The following is a 24,365-nucleotide window of genomic DNA, read 5'->3' as shown; positions in this document are numbered from 1 at the left end:
GAACTTTGGTGCCGAACGGTTTGATGGGCCATTGGAGTGTCCAAGCGCGTCATTTGTTGAAATTGCCTCTGCAATCAGGATACTGATGTCGCGAACTGATTTGCATCGCATTTTCCTGTCGTTGGGAGGATTTCCTGCACAACACAGGCATTTTGCGGCGAAGCACACCCGAAGGCTGGAGAGAGATCATGAACTACGATCGAATAGATGCCCGGATCTTGGAGATCGTGCAAAAGAACAACCGCCTAACTTCCGAGGTGATCGGCGAACTGGCCGGACTTTCTGCGACAGCGTGTCAACGACGGCTGAAGAGGCTCCGCTCGGAAGGCATTATCGAAGCCGATGTCTCGATTGTTTCGCCAAAGGCCGTAGGAAGACCTATTCAAATGCTTGTGCTGGTGAGTCTGGAACGTGAGCGCTCAGATATCATCGATAGGTTCAAGAAGGCGATCAAATCGTCAATCGAGGTTGTCAATGGATTTTACGTGACCGGCGATTCGGATTTCGTCCTCTACGTTACCGCACAAAGCATGGAAGACTATGAACAGTTCACGCGACGATTCTTTTATGAGAACGCGGACATCAAGGGCGTGAAGACAATGGTCATAATGGACCGTGTGAAGTCGGGTTTTGCGGTTCCGATTGAGGCTCCTGCCGAGGAGTGAGTGCGGTGCTCAGCGAGCGAACCTTGCGTTCGCGCACTTTTTCATCGCTCATTCGCATATAACGCGCAGAAGCTGCGCTCTTTCTAATTTACTCTATGCCGCTGTCGACATTTGAGGTGAGGAAAGTGTCTCTCTCAGATCAGTTTTCGAAAGACCATCAATTCCACAAATATCTGGTATCGTCCAGTTGCGCAATTCAGTGCCCCGACAAGACAATCAAACGTGCACAAAATCGGGTTGACCAAGAGATTCGTCTGACGGAAGCGATCTCGCCGCACCAGGCCTAGATATCACCGCCATGTCCACCCGCTATGCGAGCGGCTTCAATTGTGAAGTCAACATCAAGCAGGTTATGAGCCGCGGCGACGAGGGGCTACCGCTCGGCCTTCCAGGCCGCAAGACGAGGGTTCGCGCACAAGATCGGCATTACCTCTTGGCAGGTATCTCTCGAGAAAACTGCCCGCGTCGTGACGATTTGAGACCCACACTGTGCACAGCAGAGGAGGGTGAGAATACGCTTAAGCCCGCGAACTCTCACCGACGATGGCTGATCTGGTTCAACAGGGATCGGTCGGAAATTAGACTGGAGCCGAGATGACGGTTCCATCAAAGCCCCAGACAGTCGTCGCCGATCGAATCACCGCTCCGTTACGGTTGCCAACCTTCCGCCGCATCTGGCTTGCGAGCTTGCTCTCCAACGTTGGTATTCTTATTCAGGGCGTAGGCGCAGCTTGGGCGATGACACAGATGACATCATCGGCCGACAAAGTCGCGCTGGTGCAGACCGCACTGATGCTGCCGGTCATGCTGATTTCCATGCCGGCCGGTGCGGTGGCCGACATGCATGATCGGCGCATAGTGGTACTGGTGTCGCTGGGTATCACGCTCGCCGGCGCGACAGCACTGACGACGTTCGCCTGGCTGGGCTTGGTCACACCGAATGTCTTGCTTGCACTCTGCTTTGCCGTCGGCAGCGGCTGGGCGCTGATGGGACCAGCCTGGCAAGCTTCGGTTAGCGAGCAGGTGCCTTCGGAAGCGCTGCCAGCGGCTGTCGCGCTTAACGGCATTAGCTACAATATCGCACGGAGCGTCGGCCCTGCGATTGGCGGCGTTGTCGTTGCCGGCGTGGGCGTAGTGGCTGCGTTCGCCCTTAATGCTCTGTGCTATTTGCCGCTGATAGCTGCGTTGTTTCTGTGGAAGCGCATCACTGAGCCGTCGCGGCTTCCACCTGAAAAACTCAAGCGCGCAATCCTTTCCGGGGTGCGCTACATCATCAATTCGCCGTCAATTAAGATCGTGCTGACCCGCTCCATGGTCACTGGTATGATGGGCGGCGCAATCCTTGCCTTGATGCCGCTGGTCGCCCGCGATCTGCTGCACGGAGGGGCAGAAACATACGGTATGATGGCCAGCGCCTTTGGCCTCGGCGCGGTGATTGGCGCGCTAAACATTACCGAGGTACGCAAGCGGATGAGCGGCGAGGCCGCGATCCGTGCCTGCGCTGTGTCGATGGGCGGAGCGCTTGTCGCAGTGGCGTTAAGCCGCGAGCCAGTTCTCACGACCATCGCCTTGGTCTTGGCGGGCGCTGTGTGGATGATGACATGGGTGCTGTTTAGCATTGGTGTGCAGCTGTCGGCGCCACGCTGGGTGGCTGGACGGTCGCTTGCGGCCTATCAGGCGGCTAGTTCCGGCGGGATTGCCGTCGGTAGCTGGGCTTGGGGCCATGTGACAGATGTCGCTGGGGTCGACGTGGCGCTCTTAGTGTCGGCAAGCTTGCTGATTGCATCGCCTCTCCTCGGGCTTTGGCTGCCCATGCCGCGCATCAGAGCGCGGGGAGAAGAGCCCGAGATGCTTGAAGATCCGAAGGTTCGGCTGGCGCTGACCGGACGCAGCGGACCGCTTGTGGTGGAGGTTGAATATCGCGTCGCGCAGGAGAATGCGCGTCCCTTCCATAACTTGATGCAGGAGGTCCAGCGATTTCGCCAGCGCAACGGAGCCTATGGCTGGTCGATCGCCCGTGACATTGCAGATCCGGAGCTGTGGACAGAAAGGTACCACTGCCCGACATGGCTCGATTACTTACGCCAGCGCAACCGCGCGACCCACTCTGAACGCGCACTCGACCGAAAGGCTGCTGCTTTCCACATAGGTCCTGAGCCCGTGCGTGTCAGACGCATGCTGGAGCGGCCTTTCGGGTCGGTGCGGTGGAAGGATGAATCGCCGGATAGAGCTACGAATGAGGTCTTGCCCAATGATTGCGGCAGAGGTGAGAGGAAAGATTCGTGGTCAAGAATAGAGCCAAAACGTCCCTGATGACGATGACGTTTTACGCAGGGTTTCGCGGCGCCTCAGCCAGCGCATGAAGCTGAAACCAGCGTTTGATGTTCGCCAGAGCCGACACGATCTTTCGCCGGAAGTGGCGGCGCCACTTCTGAGCCCGAGACGGCCTCCACAACCATGCTGACATCCAGGCTTCCGCAAGTCGACCCCGCTTTGATAGGAACTCCGGGTCCCAAAAAAGGCGGACCACTCTGAGGAGTGGCCCCCAAGCCAGGGAGGAAACGTCCGTGCGGGGCCTCGGTGATCAGGCCGCGTTCTGTTCGATCGGAGAGAATGGCAGCCGAGACTAGCTGCCACAACCTTGTGAGCTCGGCCTCGATAGACATTCAGGCCTGCGCGAAGATGTGGATTTTCGGGAATCGCCGCGAATCCCTTGCTGGCGAGAGCCAAGCCAAACGGCAGCATCGCGCTGTTCAACGCCTGACTCGAGCACCAGATCGCGATTGACGAATATCCGCAACGGGAATCCCCGACGGATCGTCAGCATCGGCTGGACGTTGAGACTCCGGCGGACCAGAGGCTGGCCTGTTTGATTAATCGATTCGGCTGCTCCGCGGCGAAGCGCGGCAGTCAGGCCCTTGTTTTGGATCCATGTTCGCCCCCCGAATTCATCTCGGTGCCGACGGGGAGCAGGGTCAAAAGCCAGCTGCCCCTAACAACTCTTTCCAGGAGTTGTCGACCTGATCCTCGGCTCAGAGTAGCTTGGCAGCTAGTGTCCCGAGTCACAAGTTCGCTTTCATAGATTCGCAGTCGATTCGCATCGCTGTGCCAAGAATGGAGGCAACCAGCGACGGAGCCTGCAATGGAGGTCCAGCAACTTGCTGGCCTGATACTGAGCGATGATGAGCATGCCGAACTGACGTCGCTGACGATGCGGCGGAAGACGGCGCAGGGGCTGGCTCTGAGTGCCCGGATCATGCTGGCCTGCGCGGAAGGCGGTCAGAAGAAGGAAGTGGCGGCCAAGCTGGGCCTGGACCGGTCAACGGTAGGCAAATGGCGTCGGCGTTTTGTGGAGCGGCGCGTGGGCGGGCTGCATGATGAGCCACGTTCCGGGGCGCCACGCACGATTGAGGACTCCCGCATTGAAGCCGTGATCGTGAAGACGCTTGAGAGCCTTCCAGAGGACGCCACACACTGGAGTTCCGTGGCATGGCGAAGGCCAGCGGATTGTCGGTGTCGACGGTGCAACGCGTCTGGCGGGCCTTTGTACTGCAGCCCCATCGGATGAAGACGTTCAAACTCTCGAGTGATCCAAACTTCGTGGGGCCAAGGTGTGCGATGTCGTGGCACTTTATGTCTCGCCGCCAGAGCACGCCATCGTTCTCTACGTGGACGATAAGTCGCAAATCCAGGCGCTGGACCGCAGTCAGCCGATGCTGCCGATGCGCCCCGGCCAAGCGGCCCGAAGGAGCATGACTACAAAAGGCATGGCACCACATCTCTGTATAGAGCACATCATCATCTTCCAGCAGACGTTCCCACAATGACAAGAGAGGGGGCCGCGATCGTCTTAAGACGCTATCTTTGTCTACCGTCAGCGTGCGGTTAGAGCCGCCGATGTCGGAAATGCGACGAGGCCGTTCGTCCATTACAGAGGCGAAGCCGGCACGAGTGGTTGATTCGTCTTCATCAAGTAGCGCGCAACGGCACGCAGATTGCTGGATGTGGAGAAGAGCCGCGGCAGCCAAAAAGAGGCCGCATGCGCCCCATGTCAGGAGTTTTCGATGACGCTTGCCCAGTTTAGCATTATTAGTTCAATTCTGATGCTTCTTGTGGTTTGAAATCCGCAAGTGGCGAACACTACCGTGGCCCTCGCCACGAACGCGCCGATGCCCAGCAAAGCGATTGGAATACCGCTAACGCAGAAGAGCCGGCCCGAGGCGATCCTGTGCTGGGGCACGAGCGAAAATTCTTTCGGGCAGACCACGCAAGCAGCGCCATTTCAAGAATTTCTCTCAACTAATCGCTTCTGGTTACGCAAATTGATCGAGAATGACCTGGGCTCGTTATCGGAGCGGTTTTGAGCGCGCTGCCTGTTGTCGTGCAGCCTATCTGCAACCCCTTCACTACCATGGGCGACCGACTGCTGGAAGTTGCGGCCACTCTGCGCGCCTCTCCGCCATATGCCTTCCTTACGGTCGCACTACCTTTAGCACGGCCGGCTTTTCTGACCGCCGTCGTGCTTGGCTTTGCGCATACAGTCGCCGCATTCGGCGTCGTGCTGATGATTGGCGGCAGCATTCCTGGCCCGTACCAAAGTATTGCCTGCCTTTCTCTTCGACTATATCAAAGCATCGCGCTGGCACGAGCCAAGCTGGGTTGCTGGCGGCATGTTGATGTTCGCCCTTGCCGTCATCCTGATCTTGACTCTAATCGATAAATTCGGACGGAGGAGCACGTGAGGACAGCGAGACCGGGCCGGATCGAAGTCGCGTTCAGCATACCGGCCAAAGGCGTGGCAGGGATTTTCCGAGCGCCAAGTTGCGGCACGACCACGGTGGCGTGCTGCATTGCGGGGCTCGAGCGTTTGTCGACCGGCTTTTGCGCCATCGATGGCGAGGTGTGGCAGGACGAGACGACGTTCCGCGCGCCGCATCTTCGTCCGATCGGCTATGTCCTTAATGAGCCGTGCCTCTTTCCGCATCTGTCGGTCAGGCGCAACTTGCTTTGCGCTGCCCCCAAACGCAAGCCGAGGCCGATTGCGCTTGATGAGGTGGCCGAATTGCTCGCCATAACGTCGTTGCTCGACTGCTCGCCAGCGCATCTCTCCGCCCGCGAGCGGCAGCGCGTCGCCATCGGCCGCGCGCTATTGTCGCAGCCCAGAGTGCTTCTGATGGATGAGCCGCTTGCCACCCTGGATCGCCGAGCCAAGCGTGAGATTTTTCCATGTCTAAAATGCCTGAATGAAAAGCTCTCCGTGCCGATGATCTACATCAGCCATGACATGGCTGAGATCGAATACCTCGCCGATCACCTCGTGATGATGGAGCGTGGCGCGATCACCGCGGCGGGGCCGCTGAGCACCTTGCAGAGTGATCTGGCGCTGCCCCTTGCGGCGGGTCACGAAGCCGCCGTCAGTCTTGATGCCGTGGTCGGCGGCTATGACGGGCGCTATGGGCTACTCATCCTCGGTCTCAAAGTTGCACGCCTTTTGGTGCCGGCGGCGCCGCTTGCACCCGGCATGCACCAGCGGCTGCGCATCGCAGTCAGCGTCTCGCGCGAGGCGGTGCGCTCAAGCACCATCATCAATTTCTTCCCGGCACGGGTTAAAGCCAGTTTTCCGCTCGGGACATCCGAGATCACTCTGGTGCTTGCGCTTGGCACTGGTAGCTCAGGTTCAGAGATCTTGGCGCGCATCACGCGTTACTCGTTTGATGCGCTACGGCTTAAGGACGGAATGGACGTATTCGCCCAGCTCAAGCACATCTCGCTCGTCTCGGCGGCCGCTGAAGCGCCATCGCAAGCCCCAGAGATCTCCAGGTCGACAAGAAATTCCGGACAGGCAAGCGTCGCTGCTTGAAACTAGCCAATAGAAAATCAAGATATTGATGGCGAACCTCACATGGCCCGCCCCCAATTTCCGTCGAGGCAATCCTCGACCGTCTGGAACATGATCCCGATTGGCGCTCGCGGACCTAGCTCAGACTCTCGCGCGATCGATCGGGTGTCGCCGCTCTCCCCCTGCTCGGCCCAATCTCCAAGAGGAAGCGCAATGCGATAGGCATTCCCTGTCATCAAGATCAAACTCGATCGAGCCTCATCTATAATCCCGAGACCTGCGACTGTCGGCGGACGTCTACGGTCGCCTTACCTGGAGCGGTCAAGCTAATCTGCTGACGGATCAGCGCTCAACGCTGCTCGTTCAAGCACATCGTCCAACGCATGCAAGCTGGATGCTGCTTCAAAGGCAGAAGCGTGTCGCATCACGACCACTTTCCCGGTGCGCTCGACTCCGGCGTACGCCGCGTACCATCGAAGGTGACTTCTTTTCGCGTTGGTCAATCGACCAACATGAATGGCTGGACGGACTGAGGCTCCAAGACTTTCATGAAGGAGGATGGATCATCGAGCAGCTTCAGATGGTCCAAGGGGCCTGACCTACACGTCAGTTGAACTGAAAGGGTGGCACACCAGGCTCCCCTCCCGATGCGCTGGCCTAACAACGGCAGAGGTCCGGCTTCAGCCAACACTAAGGTTTTCAGCCGACGTCTTGCCGGAGCGGCCGGGGACGAGCTCGTAGTTCACGCGCGAGCCCTCAGCTAGAGTTTTGTACCCCGCTTTTTCAACCGCCGATATATGAACGAAAACGTCAGCGCTGCCGTCCTCGGGCCTGATGAATCCGTACCCCTTTTCAGGATTGAACCACTTCACAAAGCCTATTGCCACTTTCACAAACTCCAACAGTGCTCAGACTCGAGCTTCCATGAGCGCAGACGGCCGGCGCCGTGACCGGCGGGGTTTAGTGCCCCGCGCCGTACCATGTGTCCGGCTTCGTCTCGCCTGTTGCAAGCTTTGAGCCAGCCTTGTGATTTGCACTGGTCGCGCCCCCGAACAACACACCGGAGGACAGGCGGGCCAACCCGTATTCTGTATGGGGGCGATGGCGTTCTGCAATAAAAGCCCAGCCGGATTGAGGCCAGCATTGTAGTTGCTCCGAGACCTCCGAACACCCGCCACGGCGATTATCGACGCCCTGAGCCACGTCTGGGCACCGTCCCCGAACTAATACGCATTGCGGGTACGGCTCCGGCCGATCTCATCGGCTCGTTGCTGCGCCTGCGGATCAAGAGTCGTGAAGATAACAGACCGGTCACGCTCGCACCTCAATCCGGGAACTTCATCGTCGAACCGGAAATTCAGGTCGTCGACGTCGCCCCGAGGTTCTGGAGACACAATGACGAGCGTCGCAATTCACCTGGGTTCGCAAGATCTGGACCGTTCTCAACAAAAGCGGCTGGCCGACCCGCTGGATCCTGGCGGCTCATCACGAGGTCATTCCGCTTAAAGGTACGCCGGTGAGCACGGCGACGAGAACAGCAACGCCATAGACGTTGGCGTCATAGCGCTTCCGCATCTAATCTCGTTTCCCAAAAGTGCTCCACAATCGCCAGCGCGAGCGCCGGTAGCGATCGAGCGTAGCCGCTCCGCGGCAGCAGGTTCTACACTGCTACGGCCAAGTCTTTGTTGCGACTCCGAACATAGTGAGTAGCGGGTCGGACACATCGTTGATAGCCGAACGATGGCCAATGTGATCTCAGCTTCGATCGGCCTAGTACCGCACATGCGCTGCCGTTCGTTCGTGGTGGAACTCGCGGACTGTCGCGGGCCATAAAGGGTGATTTACCCGCATCAACCGGTCTGTCCTCGATCGCTCGTCCCCTCAAGAACTTGCAGCATCTCGACAGGATCCGCCGTCAACGGCTGGGTCAATGCGTCGTTCACTGCCGTTCTCCGGGGCACAGTTTGGGCAAACAACCTAGCGGCAGATCGAGCGCCTGTTGCCCGAAGCGTCAAATCGCCAGCCGCGCGAGGCGCCGGAGCGTGCCATTCTAGCCTCGGCTGCTCACCAGCGTTTCATGAGAAGCGCATTGCGCGTGAGCCTGACAGGACGGCAACGATTGGGATCACTTGGGTGCTGCCTTAAGTTCCGACATGGCCGTCATCACCGACAGCGACGCTCATGTGATCGATGGCGCTCTGGATGTCGCCGCCAGCTTCGCGCGGGGAAAGCGCTGCATCGTTCTTACTAGACTGGGTCTCCGCGAAGGAGGACGACCTGCCTTCGAACGTACTCTCTTCTTCGCCGGGAGCGCGACTTCGCACCTTGACCGATTCGAGTGACCGAATGAGTTCGCGGACCCTTTCCTTCCTTGCCTTGATCATCTATTCCTCCTGATTCCTATGCCGATAGCGCTGCGCGACATCTGGTTTGGGCTGGGGTATGGGCAGGCTCATTCGGATCCAGGCCAAGTGCATTGCCCAGCGAGAATAATGAATGAGATATAAGGCGCCGTCATCCGAACGGACTCGACGTGTATCGCTCATCGTCAATAGCAAAAGGTATGCCTATTAGCCTGAGCTCAGTCGGCCGCACTTCATGTTCCCACAAGAACGGAATCATCCCCTCCGGTATGCTCAGGTTTCCCCCCGAGACTTTGGATGAAAGGCCCATCGAGAATTCGCCTGGTTGTCATTTACAGGCAGAGTAGACGAGGATGGCACCGCTTCATTCAACTGCGCAACCTGAGCGCAGGATTGCAGCTCAAATCCCAGGTGCCCAGCGTTGAGAGACCTCGATCGCCCGAGGATTTTTTGCAGTCACAATTCCTGCCCTGGGCTGCAACTCCAGCCGTAGTGATTGCTGCGTGGACCAGCTCAGGACCTTGCTTCCAGCCTGATTCTGCTTCTCGCCGTAGACATCATCGCGGGTCTGCTCACGGAGTGGGGCCGGGCGCCCGTCCTGTTGGTCGCGTGCTCTCGGCGGAGCTCGCGATAGATCTTCGTTCTCCGGATCTCCTGGTCCAGGACAGTTGAATTCAGGAGCCACAGCCTTTGTCGCAGCATGGCCTGAAGCCGTCATAACCACGAAAGGAATGTTGTAGGAGCGACAGCCGAACGATCTCATGGCACATCGTTTGCTTCGCTGATGCAGTTCACTGGGTTCGCCCTAAGCACACGAGTGGGGATAAAATGCTTGGAATCGGAAGTAAATTGCCGTCGTTCCAAATCACCGGCGTAAAGCCCGGCTTTCACTTGCACGAAGAGAAGGGACAGAGCGCCTTCGAGACACTGACGGAAAGGAGCTTTCCTGGGAAATGGAAAATCATCTTCTTTTATCCTAAGGATTTCACCTTTGTCTGTCCGACCGAGATCGCCGAGTTCGCCCGCCTATCCAAAGATTTTGCCGATCGCGGTGCGGTCGTGCTCGGCGGCTCGACTGATAACGAGTTCTGCAAGCTTGCCTGGCGGCGCGAGCACAAGGACCTGCACCATCTGCCGATTTGGCAGTTTGCCGACACGGACGGCGCGCTCGTCGACGGTCTTGGCGGCCGCTCGGCCGAGGGCGTTGCCCATCGCACGACCTTCATTGTCGATCCTGAGAATACCATCCAACATGTCTATGCCACGAATCCAAATGTCGGCCGTAGCCCGAAGGATACGTTACGTGTCCTGGACGCCCTGCAAACTGACGAGCTCTGCCCCTGCAATCGCGAGATCGGCGGGGAGACACTGAAAGTTGCTTGAGGGGACATGTCGATCGACCAGTTGAAAGACCAGATTCCGGATTTCGAAGGATGTCAGGCTCAACCTGGCGTCGATGATGACGGACGAAACAGAGCAAATATGAGCTGTCACTAGCGAGCGATCGGGACCCGCAATCCGATTGTGACTGCCGCAATGGAAGCCGCCGCAGGCGTGGCGATGGCGCCAGCGGCGGTCGAGGCGGCGAAATCCACAGGGTCCGTCATGGTGCTGAACAACGTCTACTACCGATTTGTTCATCTCGCCTCCAATTCCGAATACAAGACAACGCCCGCTCGGCTTCGCATGAATTGGCTTGGCAATCCGACCGTGGACAGAACGGATTTCGTGGGCGCTGGCAGTAAGCGCAAATCAATGGGTGCGGTGCCTGCATGGACGTCCATGAGAAGGCGCTGCGGCAATCCGGCGTCAGCTTGGATGCAATTCAAACGGCCGTGCCCTTTGCCGCGGTCGTGCAGTCAGTTGCGGTGGCGATCGAGCCGGCAGGGCGTGGTACGCCACAAGCGGCGGAGTAATCCACCCTCCCCGCACCCTTCGCCTCGCCCCTCCCGGGCCAGGCGCGGGGTGGACGCCCATTATTCATGAGCTGAGTTCGCCGAGCGTGCCCTTGCATCCGAATATTTGAACGTCAGTCGACTTTCGGCCTCTGGCGCGCAAGGTACAGCCAAATGACTCTGTCCGTGAGATCTTCTCCGCCTTACCGATAACGCGGAGGCAACCGTAGGCCTCTCACCCGAATTTGAATAACACCCCATATCCGCCACGCGGATAGCCCCATTCGATGTCGCCGGTGGGCTCGCCGATGACGCGGCAGGTGCCGCACTCCATGCAGCCGTCGACGGTGACCTCGACCTGGCCCTTGTCATTGAGGTCATAGCAGCGCGCAGGGCAGGCTTTCAAAAGCGCAAGGAGCTGCGGCGAGGGCTTGGTGTGTGCGCGCACCTTAATGTGGGGCCGTCCGGCGTCCACAAGATAGCGGTTGCAAAATAACTTGTCTTCGACACGCACTGATCGCTCGACCTTCATAGTCAGCCTCATTGGTTTCGGGTTCGCGTTTCGAACAATTAGCGCCAGGCGCGGGCGAAGCGGAATGCATCGCCGAACAGTCCTATCCAGGACCGCGCATTGACAAAGGATTTCAGCGTCGACTTCTGTTTCTCGGACTTTGGCGTACCGTCCACCCGAAGGTAGGTCTGCATCGCCTTGGAGATGAGCTGGGGGTAGGTCAGGAAGAAGTTTTGCGAGTTGGTATGCATCAGCCTCGGCATGTCCTTGTACTTCTTCATGTCCTTCAAGACGAAGGAGCGGTCCAGCATCCTCTTGTAGAGCGCGAGATTTTCCGCAGTCATACCAAGCCGGCGTGACTTCATCTGGAAGATCGCTTCGGCCGCGATCCGTCCGGACGTCATTGCAAGATTGGACCCCTCGCGATGAATGGCGTTGTTGAGCTGCGCCGCGTCACCGACAACGACCCAGCCGTCTCCGTAGAGCTGCGGGATGGCCTTGTAGCCGCCCTCGGGGATGAGGTGCGCGGAATATTCCTTGACCTCGGACCCCTCGATCAGGGGCGCGACCGATGGGTGGCGCTTGAAGTGGTCGAGCAGCTCGTAGGGTGTCCGACCGGTGCGCTGGAAGTCTGCGACAAGACACCCGATCCCGAGCGAAATGCACTCCTTATTGGCGTAGATGAAGCCCATTCCCGTCATGCCGCCGGAAATCGTGCCCGCAGCTTCGATGACAACGCCTTCGTCGCCGCTCAGATTGAAACGCGCTTCGATGGTCTCGCGCGGCAAAAAGTGCATTTCCTTCACCGCGAGAGCCACCTTGTTAGGCTTCGGGCGCTCGCGCAGGCGCGCACGCGTGCCAAGCAGCCCGTTCACGCCCTCGGCCAGCACCACGACATCTGCATGGATCTCGCCATCCTGGCGATCCGTACGAACACCGATGACTCTGCCATAGGCATCCTGCGCAAGATCGGTGACGGTGGTCTCGCACAGCACGGTCGCGCCTGCCTCGCGCACTTTTGAGGAGAACCATCGATCGAACTGGGCCCGGATAATCGTGTACCGGTTAGCCCGCTCTTCATTAAAATCCTCAGAGCGGTAATGTAGCCCGACATGGGAGCGATCATCCATGATCCAGAACCGTTGTTCGACCAGATGTCGCTCAAGCGGTGCGTCCTCCCGGAACTCCGGGATCAGCTTTTCCAGCATTTCCGCATAAAGTATTGCCCCCTGAACGTTCTTCGATCCGGCATATTCGCCGCGCTCGAGCTGCAGCACTTTCATACCTTTCCTGGCCATGGTCAGCGCCGCCGCGTTGCCCGCCATACCGGCGCCGACAACGATTGCATCGAACCTTTCCTCGATCATGATAGCCTCCTTTAGCTCGCAATCCGGTCGCGCGAATGTGGCGAGAGCCGCGCACGAAACGCGTCCGTCAGCGCCGGCAACAGATGCATGGCGTCGCTGACGATCGCGATGTGGGCAAAGTCGAAGATCGGTGCGTTCTTGTCGGTATTGATGGCGACGATCAGATCGGCGCCCTCGACGCCAACCCGATGCTGGATCGCGCCGGAAACGCCCGCGGCGATATAGAGCTTTGGCCGGATCGTCTTACCCGTCTGGCCGATCTGTCGGTCGTAGGTGACCCATCCCTTTTGCACGAGCGGACGGGAACAGCCATATTCGGCACCGAGCACGCCGGCGAGCTGGCGCACAAGCTGAAAGTTTTCTTGAGAACCGAGCCCAAGCCCGCCGGCGACCACGACGTCGGCATAGGCGAGATTGGATTTGGCCGAATCACGGTCGGGGATGAACGACAACACCTTGGTCACGATATCGTCTTCCACCAGGCCGAGCGGATGGACGATGATGCGGCCGGGATCGCGCGCGACACGCTCCGGCATCGGCATCACGCGCGGGCGGACGGTCGCCATCTGTGGCCGGTAGTTCAGCGTGTAGATGGTGCAGAGCAGCGAGCCGCCAAAGGTCGGACGGGTGGCTGCAAGCGATCCATCCAGGTCAACGTCGAGGTCGGTGCAGTCGGCGGTGAGCCCTGTCAGAACAGTAGTGGCGACGGAGCCGGCAAGATCGCGACCGAGCGTTGTTGCCCCTAACAGCAGGATCTCGGGCTTGTAGATCTCAACGAGATCGGACAACGCCTTGGTGTAGGACTCGTTACGATAATCCGAGAGCACATTGTCGGCCACGAGATACGTCAAATCGGCGCTGTAGCAGAACGCTTCGAGCGCGGCGTTGCGGGTGGCCTCGCCCTCAGGGCCGACGACAACAGCCGCAAGCTTAACCTTGAGCCTGTCGGCAAGCTTGCGGCCCGCCCCCATAAGTTCCCATGAGACGGGATGGACCTGCCCGCGCTCCTGCTCGACGAACACCCAGACATGTTTGTAGGCTTTGAACCGGTCCGGCAACTGCTTCTTCGTTGCTGCGCGGCCCGCTGCGGCTGATGTGGGAGCCTTGATGACGTTGCTCATGGTTTTGCATTCTCCTTCCGATCCACGCGCTTGCGCGACACGATTGGGCTCTGGCTTCGACTGTCGGTTGAACGTGGCCCTGATGAGCGTGTTCGCCGGTTGCTCGCGGTTCACAACCAAGGCCTTCTTCGCGGAGGACGGTACCCTCGGTGCTCCGCATCAGAAGCTGCGGACGCGGAGCTCGCGACCGACGATTCTGGCGAGGTGGCTGAGCTGCAGTAAACAGGGCTACGTTGCGATTCGGGGGCCGATCTGGGCCATGTCGCCGTCAGTGGCCGACTTTCCAATGAAGACGACAGCGGTGCCACCAGATAGCTCCCTGGTCTTCGAGATCGCGGTCGTGCGCGCGTACGTCGTGGGTAGCGTCGCGTCATCGACAAAGGAGCATTCGGTAAACAGCACCGCAGCTTCGGCACCCAAGGTGCGCACCTTCCGCAGTCAGGGCTCAGGTGAATATGGTTCCATAGCGTGCACGGTGATCCCACGGGGTGGCTAGTCACTGAACTGGAGGACGCCTCCGCGGCTACGGCTTCGCGACGGTTTGTCGGTACACCCCGCTGCACAATCGTGTTTGACAGGAACCGCGCGCGGATTTGCGCTGGGTCGGGGACCTGTTTGATGCAGAGCACGCTATGCATGCGCTTCTCCAGGACAAGCTCGATTCGTTGTTGAGCGGACTTAGGTGCAGAGCAGCAAGTGTCATACCAACTGAGAACACCGCGAGGTCATGCACCAAAGGAATGAATTGGGCGCAGTTGCTAACTTGGTTCTTGGCATCGGGGACAACAGGGCCGCGTCATACGTCGGAAATGCGACAAGGCCGTCTCCCGCGTCGCTCCACAGACTCGACCGAACGAAGAGGCGCGCGCCGAGGCGCGCCGCAGCTATTCGCTCTGAGGCAGACGGCATTTAAGAGAACGCTATTTCAGCGTACTCAGCGGCACGAAGGCGGCCGGCCTCTTGGGCTCCGCGACCGCATCCTTCAGGACCTTGAAGACCCGCTGGTCGATCGGCGAAGACGCCACGAAATCTGCATAGGCCTGCTCCAGCATCGCCTTGCAGCGCGCAGCGATCTCCGCTTCTGCGGAACCGGCGAATTGCTCCTTGGCGAGATGTTGCCCCAAGCGCTTTAGGATATGCAGGCGCGCGACATTGACGATCCTGGGATCGTAGTCGACGCCAAGTAGCGCAAAGATCTCCTCAGCCGAGCAGGCCTTGTTGAGGCGGTCGAGGATGCCGGCCGTCTGGGATGCGTTGCTCACCGAAATTCTCCCTGAATTGGCCCGCGCGCTCGGTCGAGATCCGGCAGCGCCTGTTGGTCGCGGAAAAAGCGGTGTGGGCCCTCCTGGAGATGGCCGCACAGCCCTTGTCCTCGGACTTCAAGCGAGCTCTGTGAGAGCTTCGGCCGCGCTCAGATTGATTTGGTGGCGGGCAAAGTGAAACCCGAGAGCTCACTCACGTGCGATCGGAAGAGCATTGGCAAACATCGCGCCAGATCGCTGCCACCGTCTCGCGCGCAACCAGCCGCTTGTGCTCGACGGCGTATTTTCGCACTCGGGACAGGATATGTCTGCTCTGCTCGGTGGTCGCGGCGAGTTGCAATTCCCCGAGCAGCGTGGTGATGGCTGAAAGCCCGGAATGCTTGCCGATCACGATCCGATTGGAGCGACCCAGCAAGTGCGGGTCGAGCGCTTGATAGGTGCGTTCGTCCTTCAACAGCCCATCGACGTGAATGCCGGATTCGTGCGTGAACACATGCTCCCCGACGATCGCCTTGTTGAGAGGAATCGCACGTGTGGCCGCGGTCGCGACCAGCGCGGCGACGTCTGTGAGCTCCGGCAGCACGATGCCGGTGTCACGCCCGTAGAGCTGTTTGAGTGCGACCGCAACTTCCTCGAGTGGCGCATTGCCGGCCCGTTCGCCGAGCCCGATGACAGTGACCGAAGCGTGGCTCGCGCCGCCCCTGATGGCAGCGAGCGTGTTGGCGGTCGCGAGCCCAAGATCGTCGTGGCCGTGAAATTCGAGCTCGAGATCGCTAGTGGCGCGCAGGCGCGCGATCAGCGCATAGGCGGAGTCGGGATCGAGGACGCTGAGCGTGTCGGCGACACGAAACCGGCGCGCGCCCGCGGCTTCCGCAGCCGCGATGAGACTGATGAGAAAGTCGACATCGGCGCGGGAGGAGTCCTCGCCTCCGACGGCGACATCAAGCCCTCGCTCGCGGGCGTAACCCACGACCCGCTTCACCTGCTGCAAGGCCTGGTTGCGATTCCCGCCAAGCTTGGCTGCGATCTGTACGTCTGAAGCCGGGATCGAAACATTGACCATCGACACCTTGGCCTCGATGGCCGCGTCGACATCGGCCTCACGCATGCGGCACCACGCAATAGGGGTGAGCGGCAGCCCCTCCTCGACAATGGCGCGGATGGCCGCGATCTCGTCAGTGCCCATGGCGGGGGTCCCCGCCTCGATCTCCGTGATGCCGGCCCGCGCCAGCGCATGCGCGATGGCCACCTTTTCAGCTGTGGTGAACGCAACACCAGGCGCCTGCTCGCCATCGCGCAGCGTGGTGTCATTGAGCACGGTCCGCTGGTTCCACAGCGAATCGGACCATGCCGGCTTGGCAGCGATGGCTTTGGCGTCAATCAACGAAGCCTCCTGATTGTGCTTGGCAAGGACTGCTTTGGCAAACCGCATGCCACGCCCGCAGCGTCCCACACTATTGAAGATCCATCATTTTTCGCCCGCAGTCGGATGTCGCCAGAACGACGGTGTCGCAAAACAGACGCGCCAGTTGAGCTCTCTCCATTCTGCGTCCTGGATCGGTTCGGGTTACGGCGCGGATCGACTGTCAGACCGACGCGTCAGGGTTCATCGGTTCGCTAAACCAGGCACATCGCGTCAGGAGATCGGCTTCGGTCATAGTGACAAGGACGCCGCCGCCGTAAGCAACGTGTCGGATGCTGGGTGGTATCGGTGTCGAAAACGGTTGTGAGACATCAGGCTTCATTCAAACGCAGCAGGACCGCTTGCACGACTGATCCACAATCTTATGGACGGAGGCCTGCCGGCGCCGGGACGTCGGAGTTGAGCAGCCTCGCCCGAACAGATCGCCGCAGCCGCACTCTCTGTCCGCGCCGGCCAAAGCACTGAGCCCGTCAAACCGCTACAGCTTGGGCGCAAGCCGGCCTTGAGCACAAGATCATCTCGCTGGTTGGCGCCGTAATCCGCTGCACCAGATTGGGCCGCGTCACCTGCACCTGGTCGGCCAGCTGCGCGACCGTCGGGCGGCAGTTGCGCCAAAGAACTACCTATCGGGAGGCGGGAATACGGGTCAGTTGCCGCCCGCGACCGGAGCGGCCGGCGCCAACAGAACGTCACGCCGGCGCTCGGCCATGCGGCTCTCACCGCTTTCATCGCCAAAGCAGTGGTTGAAGTCCTTGCACTCTGTGCACACCGGCGTCGTGCACAAGATGAGCCCCTCGTCCTCGCATAGCCTGCGATAAAAGAAACGCTTCCAGCGCATGTTGTTGACGTTGCGCCTGGCGAGCGGCCCGAAATGGCGGTTGAGGAGACGCAACAGTTCACCACGATTGCGCAATCCGAGATCTGCCCACAGATGATTCGGCTCCATGACGCGGCGCGCGATCATCGCGGCCAGCCAACGGCCGGTGTCCCCTTCCGTCGATCGTTGCGCGAGCAAGAGATCACGTACCATTGTAACCTCGTCGTTGTCATCGCGCTTGGAACCCAGCAGCAAGTCATCGCCTTTGATCCGAACCGACGGAAAATTTTGCTTGAGCAAAGCCGCCAGCTCATCGCTGGACAGGCCGACCTTCTCAAACAGAAGACCACCTTCCATCGCACCGGCAGCCAGAATGGACGCCAGCACATGGCGGTCGAAACTGCTGTCATTGCTTGTGTCGGCATCTGCGGGGAGCATCCCGGTCAGAAGGCGATAGCTGGCAATTGCGCCACGTCCCTGGACGCTCCCATCATTCGTCTCGACAACCATAACAGGATAGAACTGCTCTTCGAACATGGGCGTCCGCTACCCTTTCCACATTGGTCAAGTTTGCATCACCGCGTCGGCCCTTGGGAGCCACCCTTTCGCCCGGCTGCCGGCCCTCCTTTTTGGATTTGGGTGGGCCGGTGCTGTCGCGCTGCGTCCTTTTACGATGCTGCAAGTTCGGCAGCGCTTTTCCCGACGATGGACTCATCAACGGCCTTCATGATGCCGTGCTCCATCAGCATGTCCTCGAGTTCGTCCATGGTGATCGGAGTCGGGATGATGCCTTTGCCGCCATTGTTGTGGATCCTGCCCGCGAGGTTGCGATAGTGATCCGCCTGCTTGGAGTCCGGCGCGTATTCCAACACGGTCATGCGCCGCAGCTCCGCATGCTGCACGATGTTGTCGCGCGGCACGAAATAGATCAGCTCAGTGCCGAGCTTTTTGGCGAGCGCTTCCGCGAGCTCCAGCTCCTTGTCGGTCTGCCGCTCGTTGCAGATGAGGCCACCGAGCCGCACGCCGCCGGAGCTCGCATATTTCAGAATGCCCTTGGAGATGTTGTTGGCGGCATACATGGCCATCATCTCGCCGGACATCACGATGTAGATTTCCTGCGCCTTGTTCTCGCGGATCGGCATCGCAAAGCCGCCGCAGACGACGTCGCCGAGGACGTCATAGGAAACGTAGTCGCGCTCCTCATAGGCGCCGTTCTCCTCCAGGAAGTTGATCGAGGTGATGACACCGCGGCCTGCGCAGCCGACCCCGGGCTCCGGGCCGCCCGACTCGACGCAGCGAATGTCCTTGTAGCCGATCTTCATCACGTCCTCGAGTTCGAGGTCCTCGACGCTGCCGGCATTGGCAGCCAGACTCAGGATTGTGTCCTGCGCCTTGGCGTGCAGAATAAGGCGAGTGGAGTCCGCTTTGGGATCGCAGCCCACGATTAGGATCTTGTGACCCATCTCCGCCAGCGCCGCCAGCGTGTTCTGGGACGTGGTCGACTTTCCGATACCACCCTTGCCGTAGAACGCGATTTGTCTCAGTGAAGCCATGTTGCTCTCTCCATCAACCGATTTGCCAAAGATTGCGTGCAGTTTTGCACGCGAGCTTGTTTCTCTTTCAGAAACGGGGCACACGGGTCCAAGGGTAGGAGAGCATCGCTCGTCTTGCGCGTCGGCGTGCACTCAGCCCTTACTCAGTGTTGCTGCATCGCAGTAGCAACTGCCGTGCCAACGCCGGCGGCCTGTTTAAGCTTCGGATGATGCACTACAACTTCGCGAGATTTCTCATCGCGCGGGATGTTTCGAACCTGACAGCAGCTGTGCGGCTGTGTGTAATCTGACAGCGCTCACAATTTTTGACGAAACATAAGATTGAATGCGCATTCGTGCGCCAAACGGAACTGCGGATGGTTTGAAATGCAACTGCGATCGAGCCTCTCGGCACGATTTTCAGAAGCGATGCTCCGATCAGCATCGAAGTTCGAGCGGCCCCGTGCACACCAAAGACAGGTGTTCGCGCTTGATGAAGATGCGATGACCGGTTGGTCTTCCCGTTCGCGCTGCATCACGACATCGAAACCGAGACGCTTCCGAGTGCCAGTGCGCAGGGATATCGATTGGCTGGTATTCCACCTGGTGCCGACTGCGGTCCTCACGAAAGCGAAGCATGAGCGGGCGCTGATCGGTCATCGAGAGCCTGACTCAGGCCGCTCGCATGCGGCTTTTTCGCGACAATCGACGCGAAGATCGCGATCGAGACATTAATAGCTGACCCACATCGCCGCTCCCGGAACGGCTGCCTTCGATCAAGTTCCAGAGGTTCCTCGCAGAGAACTGCGCGCATGCCCATGTTGATGGACGCGCCAGTGATCGTTTCCACGAATTCGATCCTCATCGGTGCGAAAGCGGCAGCGCACGACATCGGCGATCTTTTCCACGTCCCGGAACTCGTCACGGCGGCAACGGTGATGCGCTTTTGCCCCCACCCGCGAAAGGGCCGTGAACATCTGCGAGCGCAACCCCAGTCACCCCGAAGGGTCCCTTGCCGCCAAAACAATGCCAATCGCCAGCAGCGGATCGGCTGTGATCTGGACGCAGTGTTCGGATCGGTCGATCAAGTGCAGGTCATAATGCGGAGAGCTGCGAAAGGGCGGCTCGGTGACATCAGAGGCATCGCATCGTACCAGGGCGAGATGCGGAAAGCGGCGCCGCAGCTCGGTCAGGGGGCTCGCGCGGCCTCCTGCCGCCGTGATCAGTTGTTCAAGTTCGATCAGTTCGTTTTCGTCCAGTGCCATGACCGACTTTATCGTTTGTGTGCGTAAACAGTAGCGTTACCGCCAGAACACCCGGTCGAGATCGGCATTCAGCTCATCTGTCGCTGCGCTCAGCCGCTGATGGACGCTGTGGAATTGCCAAATTCCTCGCGCATGGTCTTTCCAAAACATCTTCCACAGTCCGCACACGGCGTCATGATGGATCAACGCGACATCGATCACGCCGCCATCCTTGTCGATGTCGCGTGAGCAGCAGGGGCTCTCGATGAGATATCCCCCCTTAACCGGCTTCACACTGGGTGAGACATAACGATAGCGTCTGCGGGAGCCCAATGCGCATTCGATCCGCTTGCGATCGACCTCGTTCGGGTGAGCCTTGAGGCCGACGACTGCCCTTTTCATGACCGCAGCATTCATTGTGAAAGCCCCCTTAAAGCCGCGTTCTTTGCGCTTCAGGCGCAGCCGACCGGCCGCCCGGCAAAACTATGGAAATTAGGTCCCAATGTTCGCTTGCGTGCTCGCTCTCAAACGCACGATCTCACCGATGCGGCCAGTGCCTACAAGAGCCGTCAAGGGCGCGCAGGCGTGAAACAAGCCGCCGTTGATGGGATCGCCGGCGGATTTGAGCCGCGGGCGCCATTCGGATGTCGAATGAAGGTGCGCGATCATGATGGGGGCCCTTCCCGCAATGGCCGACTGTCGAGCTCAGAGTCCGCGTCCACCGAATCAAGTTCCTTGCATTTCATTCCAACCCGGCGGCCGGTTTGAAGAAACTCGACACCGTAGACGTAGAATTGCTGCAGGAACGTCCCGATGGAAACGACGTAACCGACCTCGCCTTTCTTGGCCAGGATGTCCCCGATCTCCTTGCCGGCGTAGGTCCCGTCATTGCGAACGGTGCGATTGGCCTTCACCTTTTCACCAAGGTTGAAGACCGGCGGTCCATCCAGCTCTATGACGTCACTGTCGCGGACGATGTTGCTCATGCATCACTCCGTCGTGAACTTGATCGGGCCGCATTCTGCAAGCTCGCTGGACGCCGTGGCCGCGCCTGCCGGGATGAAGCGGGCGATTTTCTCTTCAGCTACTGTCAACGTGAACTCCATGAAGCTTACGCTCGTTCAGGCCGGCGGCTGGTATCGCGGCAATGAGGTGTCGATGACGCAGGTCTTGTCGACCGGACAGACCGCAACACATTGCGGCTCCTCGAAGTGACCGATGCATTCGGTACATTTTTTCGGGTCAATCACGAACGTTCCGCCCTTCTCGAAGATTGCCACGTTGGGACATTCGGTCTCACAAGCGGAGCAGCCTGTGCATTGCGAAGAAATGATCTTGAACGGCATCCGATGTCCTCTTCACGCCACCGACATCATCGGGTCCTGCCGGATTGCTCCGTCACCCCGGTCGACATGCTGGATCTCGCCGCTTTTCACTTTCTCGAGATAAGAGCTGAACCATGCGATCGCGGACGTCTCGATGAACTCGTGCGCGTATTGATCGACCGGCTCGATGCCAGTCTTGTGGAGCTCTTCCGTCGGCCGACCACCGATCCTAGCGACGAACACGGCGTGGCAGTCATTGATGGAGCGGATGATGGCCGCAAGGTCATCTTGCGCACCATAACCGCCCTGGCAGTAGTGATCGACGCGGCGGTGACCGACGAATTTGGCGCCGGATTGCGATACTTCATACACCTGGAACTCCTTGGCATGCCCAAAATGCTCATTGATGAGCCCAGCGCTCTTGGTTGCGACCGCGATCAGCACTTTGATGTCGCTTATCCCGCCTGCATGCTCCTGCACTTCCTCCTGCCTTGGCATTATCTTGGCGCGGCGTTCCTCCTCGATTCCAGCCTGGGTGGCCTTGCGCGCCTCAGGGTCATAGTTGACGGTCATGGTCACAATCTTCTCCTTCGTAAACTCCGCGCTTCGATCCTCGCCGAGCAGTCCGACCGCGTCGGCGCGGCATTGGCGGCAATGGCGCATCATGTTCATCTCGCCTTCGCATGCGTCCTGCAGTGCCTTCAATTCGCTTGTCCTCGGCACGCGCTGACCCTTGAGGCCGAACACGGTGCCGTGCTCGGGGACTGCGATCAGCGGCATGATGTTGTGCAGGAACGCGCCGCGCGACTTCACGGCTTTGTTGACCTCAACCAGGTGCCGCTCATTGATGCCCGGGATCATCACTGAATTGACCTTGCAAAGAATGCCTCGCGCGGAGAGCATTTCGAGGCCCTTGAGCTGACGCCTGGTCAGGATTTTCGCCGCCTCGAGCCCACTGTATCGCTTGTGGTTGTAGAAGATCCACGGATAGATCTGGGCGCCGATCTCGGGATCGATCATATTGATTGTGATGGTGACGTGCTCGATGTTCAGCCGGGCGATGGTATCGACGTGATCGGGCAAGGCGAGCCCGTTGGTGGATAGACACAGTTTGATATCGGGCGCGGCTTTGGCCACGAGCTCGAAAGTCCTGAAGGTCTTATCTGGATTGGCCAGGGGATCGCCAGGACCGGCAATGCCAAGCACGGTCATCTGCGGAATGCGGGAGGCGACCGCGAGCACCTTTTTAGCCGCCTGCTCGGGCGTGAGCTTCTCGCTGGTGACGCCCGGGCGCGATTCATTGGCGCAGTCATATTTGCGATTGCAGTAGTTGCACTGCATGTTGCAAGCTGGCGCGACCGCAACATGCATGCGCGCGTAGTGATGATGTGCCTCGACGCTGTAGCAGGGGTGCTTCTTCACCTTTTCCCAAATCGCCGGCGGCAGATCGCCTTGGCCCCCGTGTGCCCCGCAGCTCGCTTTGCCGCGACTGACCAAGGTGCCGCACCTCTTGGGCTCGGCGGCCAGCATGGCCTCGCCGCCTTCTCGTACATTTTTAGCGCTGCTGCCGCACTCCACTGCGTCCATGTTCAGTTCTTTCTCCAAGCCAAACAGGCTTTCCGGAGCCACTCCTGAGCGAGCTCCTGAACGTGGATTAGCAACTCACATGCCATCGCGGCAGGCGACGGGTTTTCTTATTTGTACCAATCTGTTAGCGAGAGTGATCTGCCCTGTTGGGCACACGACAGCGAGCATGCGGCATGTTGGAAATGCGACAGGCGTTGGGATGCTGAGAACGATGACGGCGCCTGTCCACCAACGCGGTCCTGCTCAGCGGCACAAGCACGTTTCACCGTGATCGAACGGCTGCCACGGGCCGGGCGAGGTGGACTGGCTTCGCTTTGCCAGCGCCTCTAATTGGCCAGCAAGATCTCCACGGCGCGCGGGATCGCAATCGCGAGCGGGGTCAAGCCCTGGTCGAGCAGGAATCTCAGCTCGTTGCGCGAGAGGGCATCGGGTTCGACAAGTGCGTAGTGAACGTCTGCCGAGCGCTTCGTGATCTGCCGCGCAAAAATGCGTAGCAGCTGATCGTCGAACCGACATCCGATGAAAAGAAAGCTCCGTCCAAGCCGCCGCTGCTTGACGATCTCCGGAATGGGCGACTGGATATCGATCTCGGTCAGGACCTCGACATAATCGGCGTCGGAGATCAGGAAGTTCCTTGCCGGCAGCACGCCGCCATGCGGCTTGTAGAGGACCGTGGTCCAGGCGCCGGCAGCCGGGGACTCGACCTCGTTGCCATCGGCATCATAGAAACGGTACCAGCGAAGCTCGCCGATGCCGGCGCGGGTAATCCCTTGCACTTCGCCCCAGCCCTCACGCTTGCCAAGCGATGCGCGCATCGCGCCATCATACCAGGTATCGACGATCATTGGTAAGCGTAACGCAGCAAGATAACGATGCAAGGCTGTCGGCTCGACCGGTGCGGCAAACGCCTGAGCCATCAACCCTGTCACGGTAGACCGATGCTTGTTGCTCTCGATATGCTGTGCTGCAGCCCAAGGATTGCCGCGGGCCCGGCGCGGCAGCGCGACCTTGGTGCCGAAGAAGATCGCCAGCGCGTCAGGTGTCACTGGCACGTCAGGCTTGGACAACTCGGCGAGCCCGGGCCCGAGATAGGGAACAATGCTGCCGGCATGCAGTCTGGCCGCAACATTGGCGAGCAGCGCCTCTGCATCCGTCCCTTTGAGACAGTTGATTTGCGGCATTGCGCTCATCGTTCATCGCCGTCCCCGCCCATCCTTTTGGCATTGACCGTGATCGGCAGCGGCGTATCGCTCGCCATCTCGGGCAGGTCGAGCACCCATCCATTCGTTAATCTGATCCAACCGCCCCACAGTGTCTCGTGCTCGGATTCGACGATCCGCTCTTCAAGATCCTTCTTGGGCACATAAATCGACAGGCCCGCCTCGGGAGAGCGGCGGATCATGACTTTCATGAG

General features: G+C 59.5%; 22 protein-coding genes and 5 pseudogenes. 8 read left to right on the top strand and 19 right to left on the bottom strand.

The window, feature by feature from the left end; all coding sequences use genetic code 11:
* Positions 1 to 188 precede the first annotated feature (188 nt).
* Positions 189 to 665: an Lrp/AsnC family transcriptional regulator gene (locus ACLFLU_RS08050; RefSeq protein ID WP_426411726.1), complete on the top strand. Its 477-nt coding sequence runs from the start codon at positions 189 to 191 to the stop codon at positions 663 to 665.
* A gap of 594 nt (positions 666 to 1,259) precedes the next feature.
* Complete coding sequence (locus ACLFLU_RS08045; protein WP_426411725.1) at positions 1,260 to 2,978, top strand: MFS transporter; 1,719 nt, start codon at positions 1,260 to 1,262, stop codon at positions 2,976 to 2,978.
* Between the two features lie 271 nt (positions 2,979 to 3,249).
* On the opposite strand, the pseudogene ACLFLU_RS08040 reads toward ACLFLU_RS08045, so the two are convergent.
* Both ACLFLU_RS08040 and ACLFLU_RS08035 read right to left on the bottom strand, forming a co-directional pair.
* A pseudogene (locus ACLFLU_RS08040) lies at positions 3,250 to 3,434 on the bottom strand (alanine dehydrogenase); the annotation flags it as partial.
* 58 nt (positions 3,435 to 3,492) lie between these two features.
* A pseudogene (locus ACLFLU_RS08035) lies at positions 3,493 to 3,543 on the bottom strand (hypothetical protein); the annotation flags it as partial.
* A 264-nt stretch (positions 3,544 to 3,807) separates the two neighbouring features.
* Here ACLFLU_RS08035 and ACLFLU_RS08030 point away from each other — a divergent pair.
* From ACLFLU_RS08030 to modC, 4 genes and pseudogenes are all read left to right on the top strand, one after another.
* Positions 3,808 to 4,233, top strand: a complete 426-nt coding sequence (locus tag ACLFLU_RS08030) for a helix-turn-helix domain-containing protein (RefSeq protein WP_426411724.1) — start codon at positions 3,808 to 3,810, stop codon at positions 4,231 to 4,233.
* 37 nt (positions 4,234 to 4,270) lie between these two features.
* A pseudogene (locus tag ACLFLU_RS08025) lies at positions 4,271 to 4,458 on the top strand (IS630 family transposase); the annotation flags it as partial.
* Between the two features lie 546 nt (positions 4,459 to 5,004).
* Positions 5,005 to 5,407, top strand: a pseudogene (locus ACLFLU_RS08020) (molybdate ABC transporter permease subunit); the annotation flags it as partial.
* Entirely contained in the window at positions 5,404 to 6,525 is a 1,122-nt protein-coding gene (modC, locus tag ACLFLU_RS08015; RefSeq protein WP_426411723.1) for a molybdenum ABC transporter ATP-binding protein, read from the top strand. The pseudogene ACLFLU_RS08020 and the gene modC, both read left to right, overlap by 4 nt.
* 659 nt (positions 6,526 to 7,184) lie before the next feature.
* Here modC and ACLFLU_RS08010 read toward each other — a convergent pair.
* Positions 7,185 to 7,391, bottom strand: a complete 207-nt coding sequence (locus ACLFLU_RS08010; RefSeq protein ID WP_426413933.1) for a cold-shock protein — start codon at positions 7,389 to 7,391, stop codon at positions 7,185 to 7,187.
* Between the two features lie 1,254 nt (positions 7,392 to 8,645).
* Complete coding sequence (locus ACLFLU_RS08005; protein WP_426411722.1) at positions 8,646 to 8,888, bottom strand: hypothetical protein; 243 nt, start codon at positions 8,886 to 8,888, stop codon at positions 8,646 to 8,648.
* An 807-nt stretch (positions 8,889 to 9,695) separates the two neighbouring features.
* Between ACLFLU_RS08005 and ACLFLU_RS08000 the strand changes: the two genes are divergently transcribed.
* On the top strand, positions 9,696 to 10,250 hold the full coding sequence (locus ACLFLU_RS08000) for a peroxiredoxin (protein WP_426411721.1): 555 nt from the start codon (positions 9,696 to 9,698) through the stop codon (positions 10,248 to 10,250).
* 6 nt (positions 10,251 to 10,256) lie between these two features.
* Positions 10,257 to 10,783: pseudogene (locus ACLFLU_RS07995) on the top strand (carboxymuconolactone decarboxylase family protein).
* Positions 10,784 to 10,997: 214 nt separating this feature from the next.
* On the opposite strand, the gene ACLFLU_RS07990 reads toward ACLFLU_RS07995, so the two are convergent.
* From ACLFLU_RS07990 to nifT, 15 genes are all read right to left on the bottom strand, one after another.
* Entirely contained in the window at positions 10,998 to 11,294 is a 297-nt protein-coding gene (locus tag ACLFLU_RS07990) for a ferredoxin family protein (RefSeq protein ID WP_027534368.1), read from the bottom strand.
* Positions 11,295 to 11,332: 38 nt separating this feature from the next.
* Entirely contained in the window at positions 11,333 to 12,640 is a 1,308-nt protein-coding gene (locus ACLFLU_RS07985; protein WP_426411720.1) for an FAD-dependent oxidoreductase, read from the bottom strand.
* 11 nt (positions 12,641 to 12,651) lie between these two features.
* Complete coding sequence (locus ACLFLU_RS07980) at positions 12,652 to 13,761, bottom strand: electron transfer flavoprotein subunit alpha/FixB family protein (RefSeq protein ID WP_426411719.1); 1,110 nt, start codon at positions 13,759 to 13,761, stop codon at positions 12,652 to 12,654.
* A gap of 228 nt (positions 13,762 to 13,989) precedes the next feature.
* Complete coding sequence (locus tag ACLFLU_RS07975; RefSeq protein WP_426411718.1) at positions 13,990 to 14,181, bottom strand: hypothetical protein; 192 nt, start codon at positions 14,179 to 14,181, stop codon at positions 13,990 to 13,992.
* A 500-nt stretch (positions 14,182 to 14,681) separates the two neighbouring features.
* Positions 14,682 to 15,023 carry a nitrogenase stabilizing/protective protein NifW gene (gene nifW, locus ACLFLU_RS07970; protein WP_426411717.1) on the bottom strand — a complete coding sequence of 114 codons (342 nt, stop codon included), beginning with the start codon at positions 15,021 to 15,023 and terminating at the stop codon, positions 14,682 to 14,684.
* Between the two features lie 193 nt (positions 15,024 to 15,216).
* Positions 15,217 to 16,407: a homocitrate synthase gene (gene nifV, locus ACLFLU_RS07965; RefSeq protein ID WP_426411716.1), complete on the bottom strand. Its 1,191-nt coding sequence runs from the start codon at positions 16,405 to 16,407 to the stop codon at positions 15,217 to 15,219.
* Between the two features lie 685 nt (positions 16,408 to 17,092).
* Positions 17,093 to 17,773: a nitrogen fixation protein NifQ gene (locus ACLFLU_RS07960; RefSeq protein WP_426413932.1), complete on the bottom strand. Its 681-nt coding sequence runs from the start codon at positions 17,771 to 17,773 to the stop codon at positions 17,093 to 17,095.
* A gap of 158 nt (positions 17,774 to 17,931) precedes the next feature.
* Positions 17,932 to 18,816, bottom strand: a complete 885-nt coding sequence (nifH, locus tag ACLFLU_RS07955) for a nitrogenase iron protein (RefSeq protein WP_027545437.1) — start codon at positions 18,814 to 18,816, stop codon at positions 17,932 to 17,934.
* 974 nt (positions 18,817 to 19,790) lie between these two features.
* Positions 19,791 to 20,060, bottom strand: coding sequence for a hypothetical protein (locus tag ACLFLU_RS07950; RefSeq protein WP_426411715.1), 270 nt, complete (start codon positions 20,058 to 20,060; stop codon positions 19,791 to 19,793).
* 36 nt (positions 20,061 to 20,096) lie between these two features.
* Positions 20,097 to 20,456 carry a DUF3024 domain-containing protein gene (locus tag ACLFLU_RS07945; RefSeq protein ID WP_234685258.1) on the bottom strand — a complete coding sequence of 120 codons (360 nt, stop codon included), beginning with the start codon at positions 20,454 to 20,456 and terminating at the stop codon, positions 20,097 to 20,099.
* Between the two features lie 248 nt (positions 20,457 to 20,704).
* Positions 20,705 to 21,025, bottom strand: a complete 321-nt coding sequence (locus ACLFLU_RS07940) for a nitrogen fixation protein NifZ (RefSeq protein WP_426411714.1) — start codon at positions 21,023 to 21,025, stop codon at positions 20,705 to 20,707.
* Positions 21,026 to 21,160: 135 nt separating this feature from the next.
* Positions 21,161 to 21,385: a 4Fe-4S binding protein gene (locus tag ACLFLU_RS07935; protein WP_027545442.1), complete on the bottom strand. Its 225-nt coding sequence runs from the start codon at positions 21,383 to 21,385 to the stop codon at positions 21,161 to 21,163.
* A 12-nt stretch (positions 21,386 to 21,397) separates the two neighbouring features.
* A complete protein-coding gene (gene nifB / locus ACLFLU_RS07930; protein WP_426413931.1) occupies positions 21,398 to 22,894 on the bottom strand; it encodes a nitrogenase cofactor biosynthesis protein NifB in 1,497 nt (498 codons plus the stop codon).
* Between the two features lie 383 nt (positions 22,895 to 23,277).
* Complete coding sequence (locus ACLFLU_RS07925; protein WP_426411713.1) at positions 23,278 to 24,141, bottom strand: SIR2 family NAD-dependent protein deacylase; 864 nt, start codon at positions 24,139 to 24,141, stop codon at positions 23,278 to 23,280.
* On the bottom strand, positions 24,138 to 24,362 hold the full coding sequence (gene nifT, locus ACLFLU_RS07920; RefSeq protein ID WP_426411712.1) for a putative nitrogen fixation protein NifT: 225 nt from the start codon (positions 24,360 to 24,362) through the stop codon (positions 24,138 to 24,140). The genes ACLFLU_RS07925 and nifT overlap by 4 nt, the downstream gene beginning before the upstream one ends.
* Positions 24,363 to 24,365: the final 3 nt, after the last annotated feature.

The organism is Bradyrhizobium ganzhouense (assembly GCF_049949285.1).
Lineage (GTDB): Bacteria > Pseudomonadota > Alphaproteobacteria > Rhizobiales > Xanthobacteraceae > Bradyrhizobium > Bradyrhizobium ganzhouense.
The sequence above is the reverse complement of the archived record's forward strand: the minus strand, read 5'-3'. Positions and strand labels throughout refer to the sequence as shown.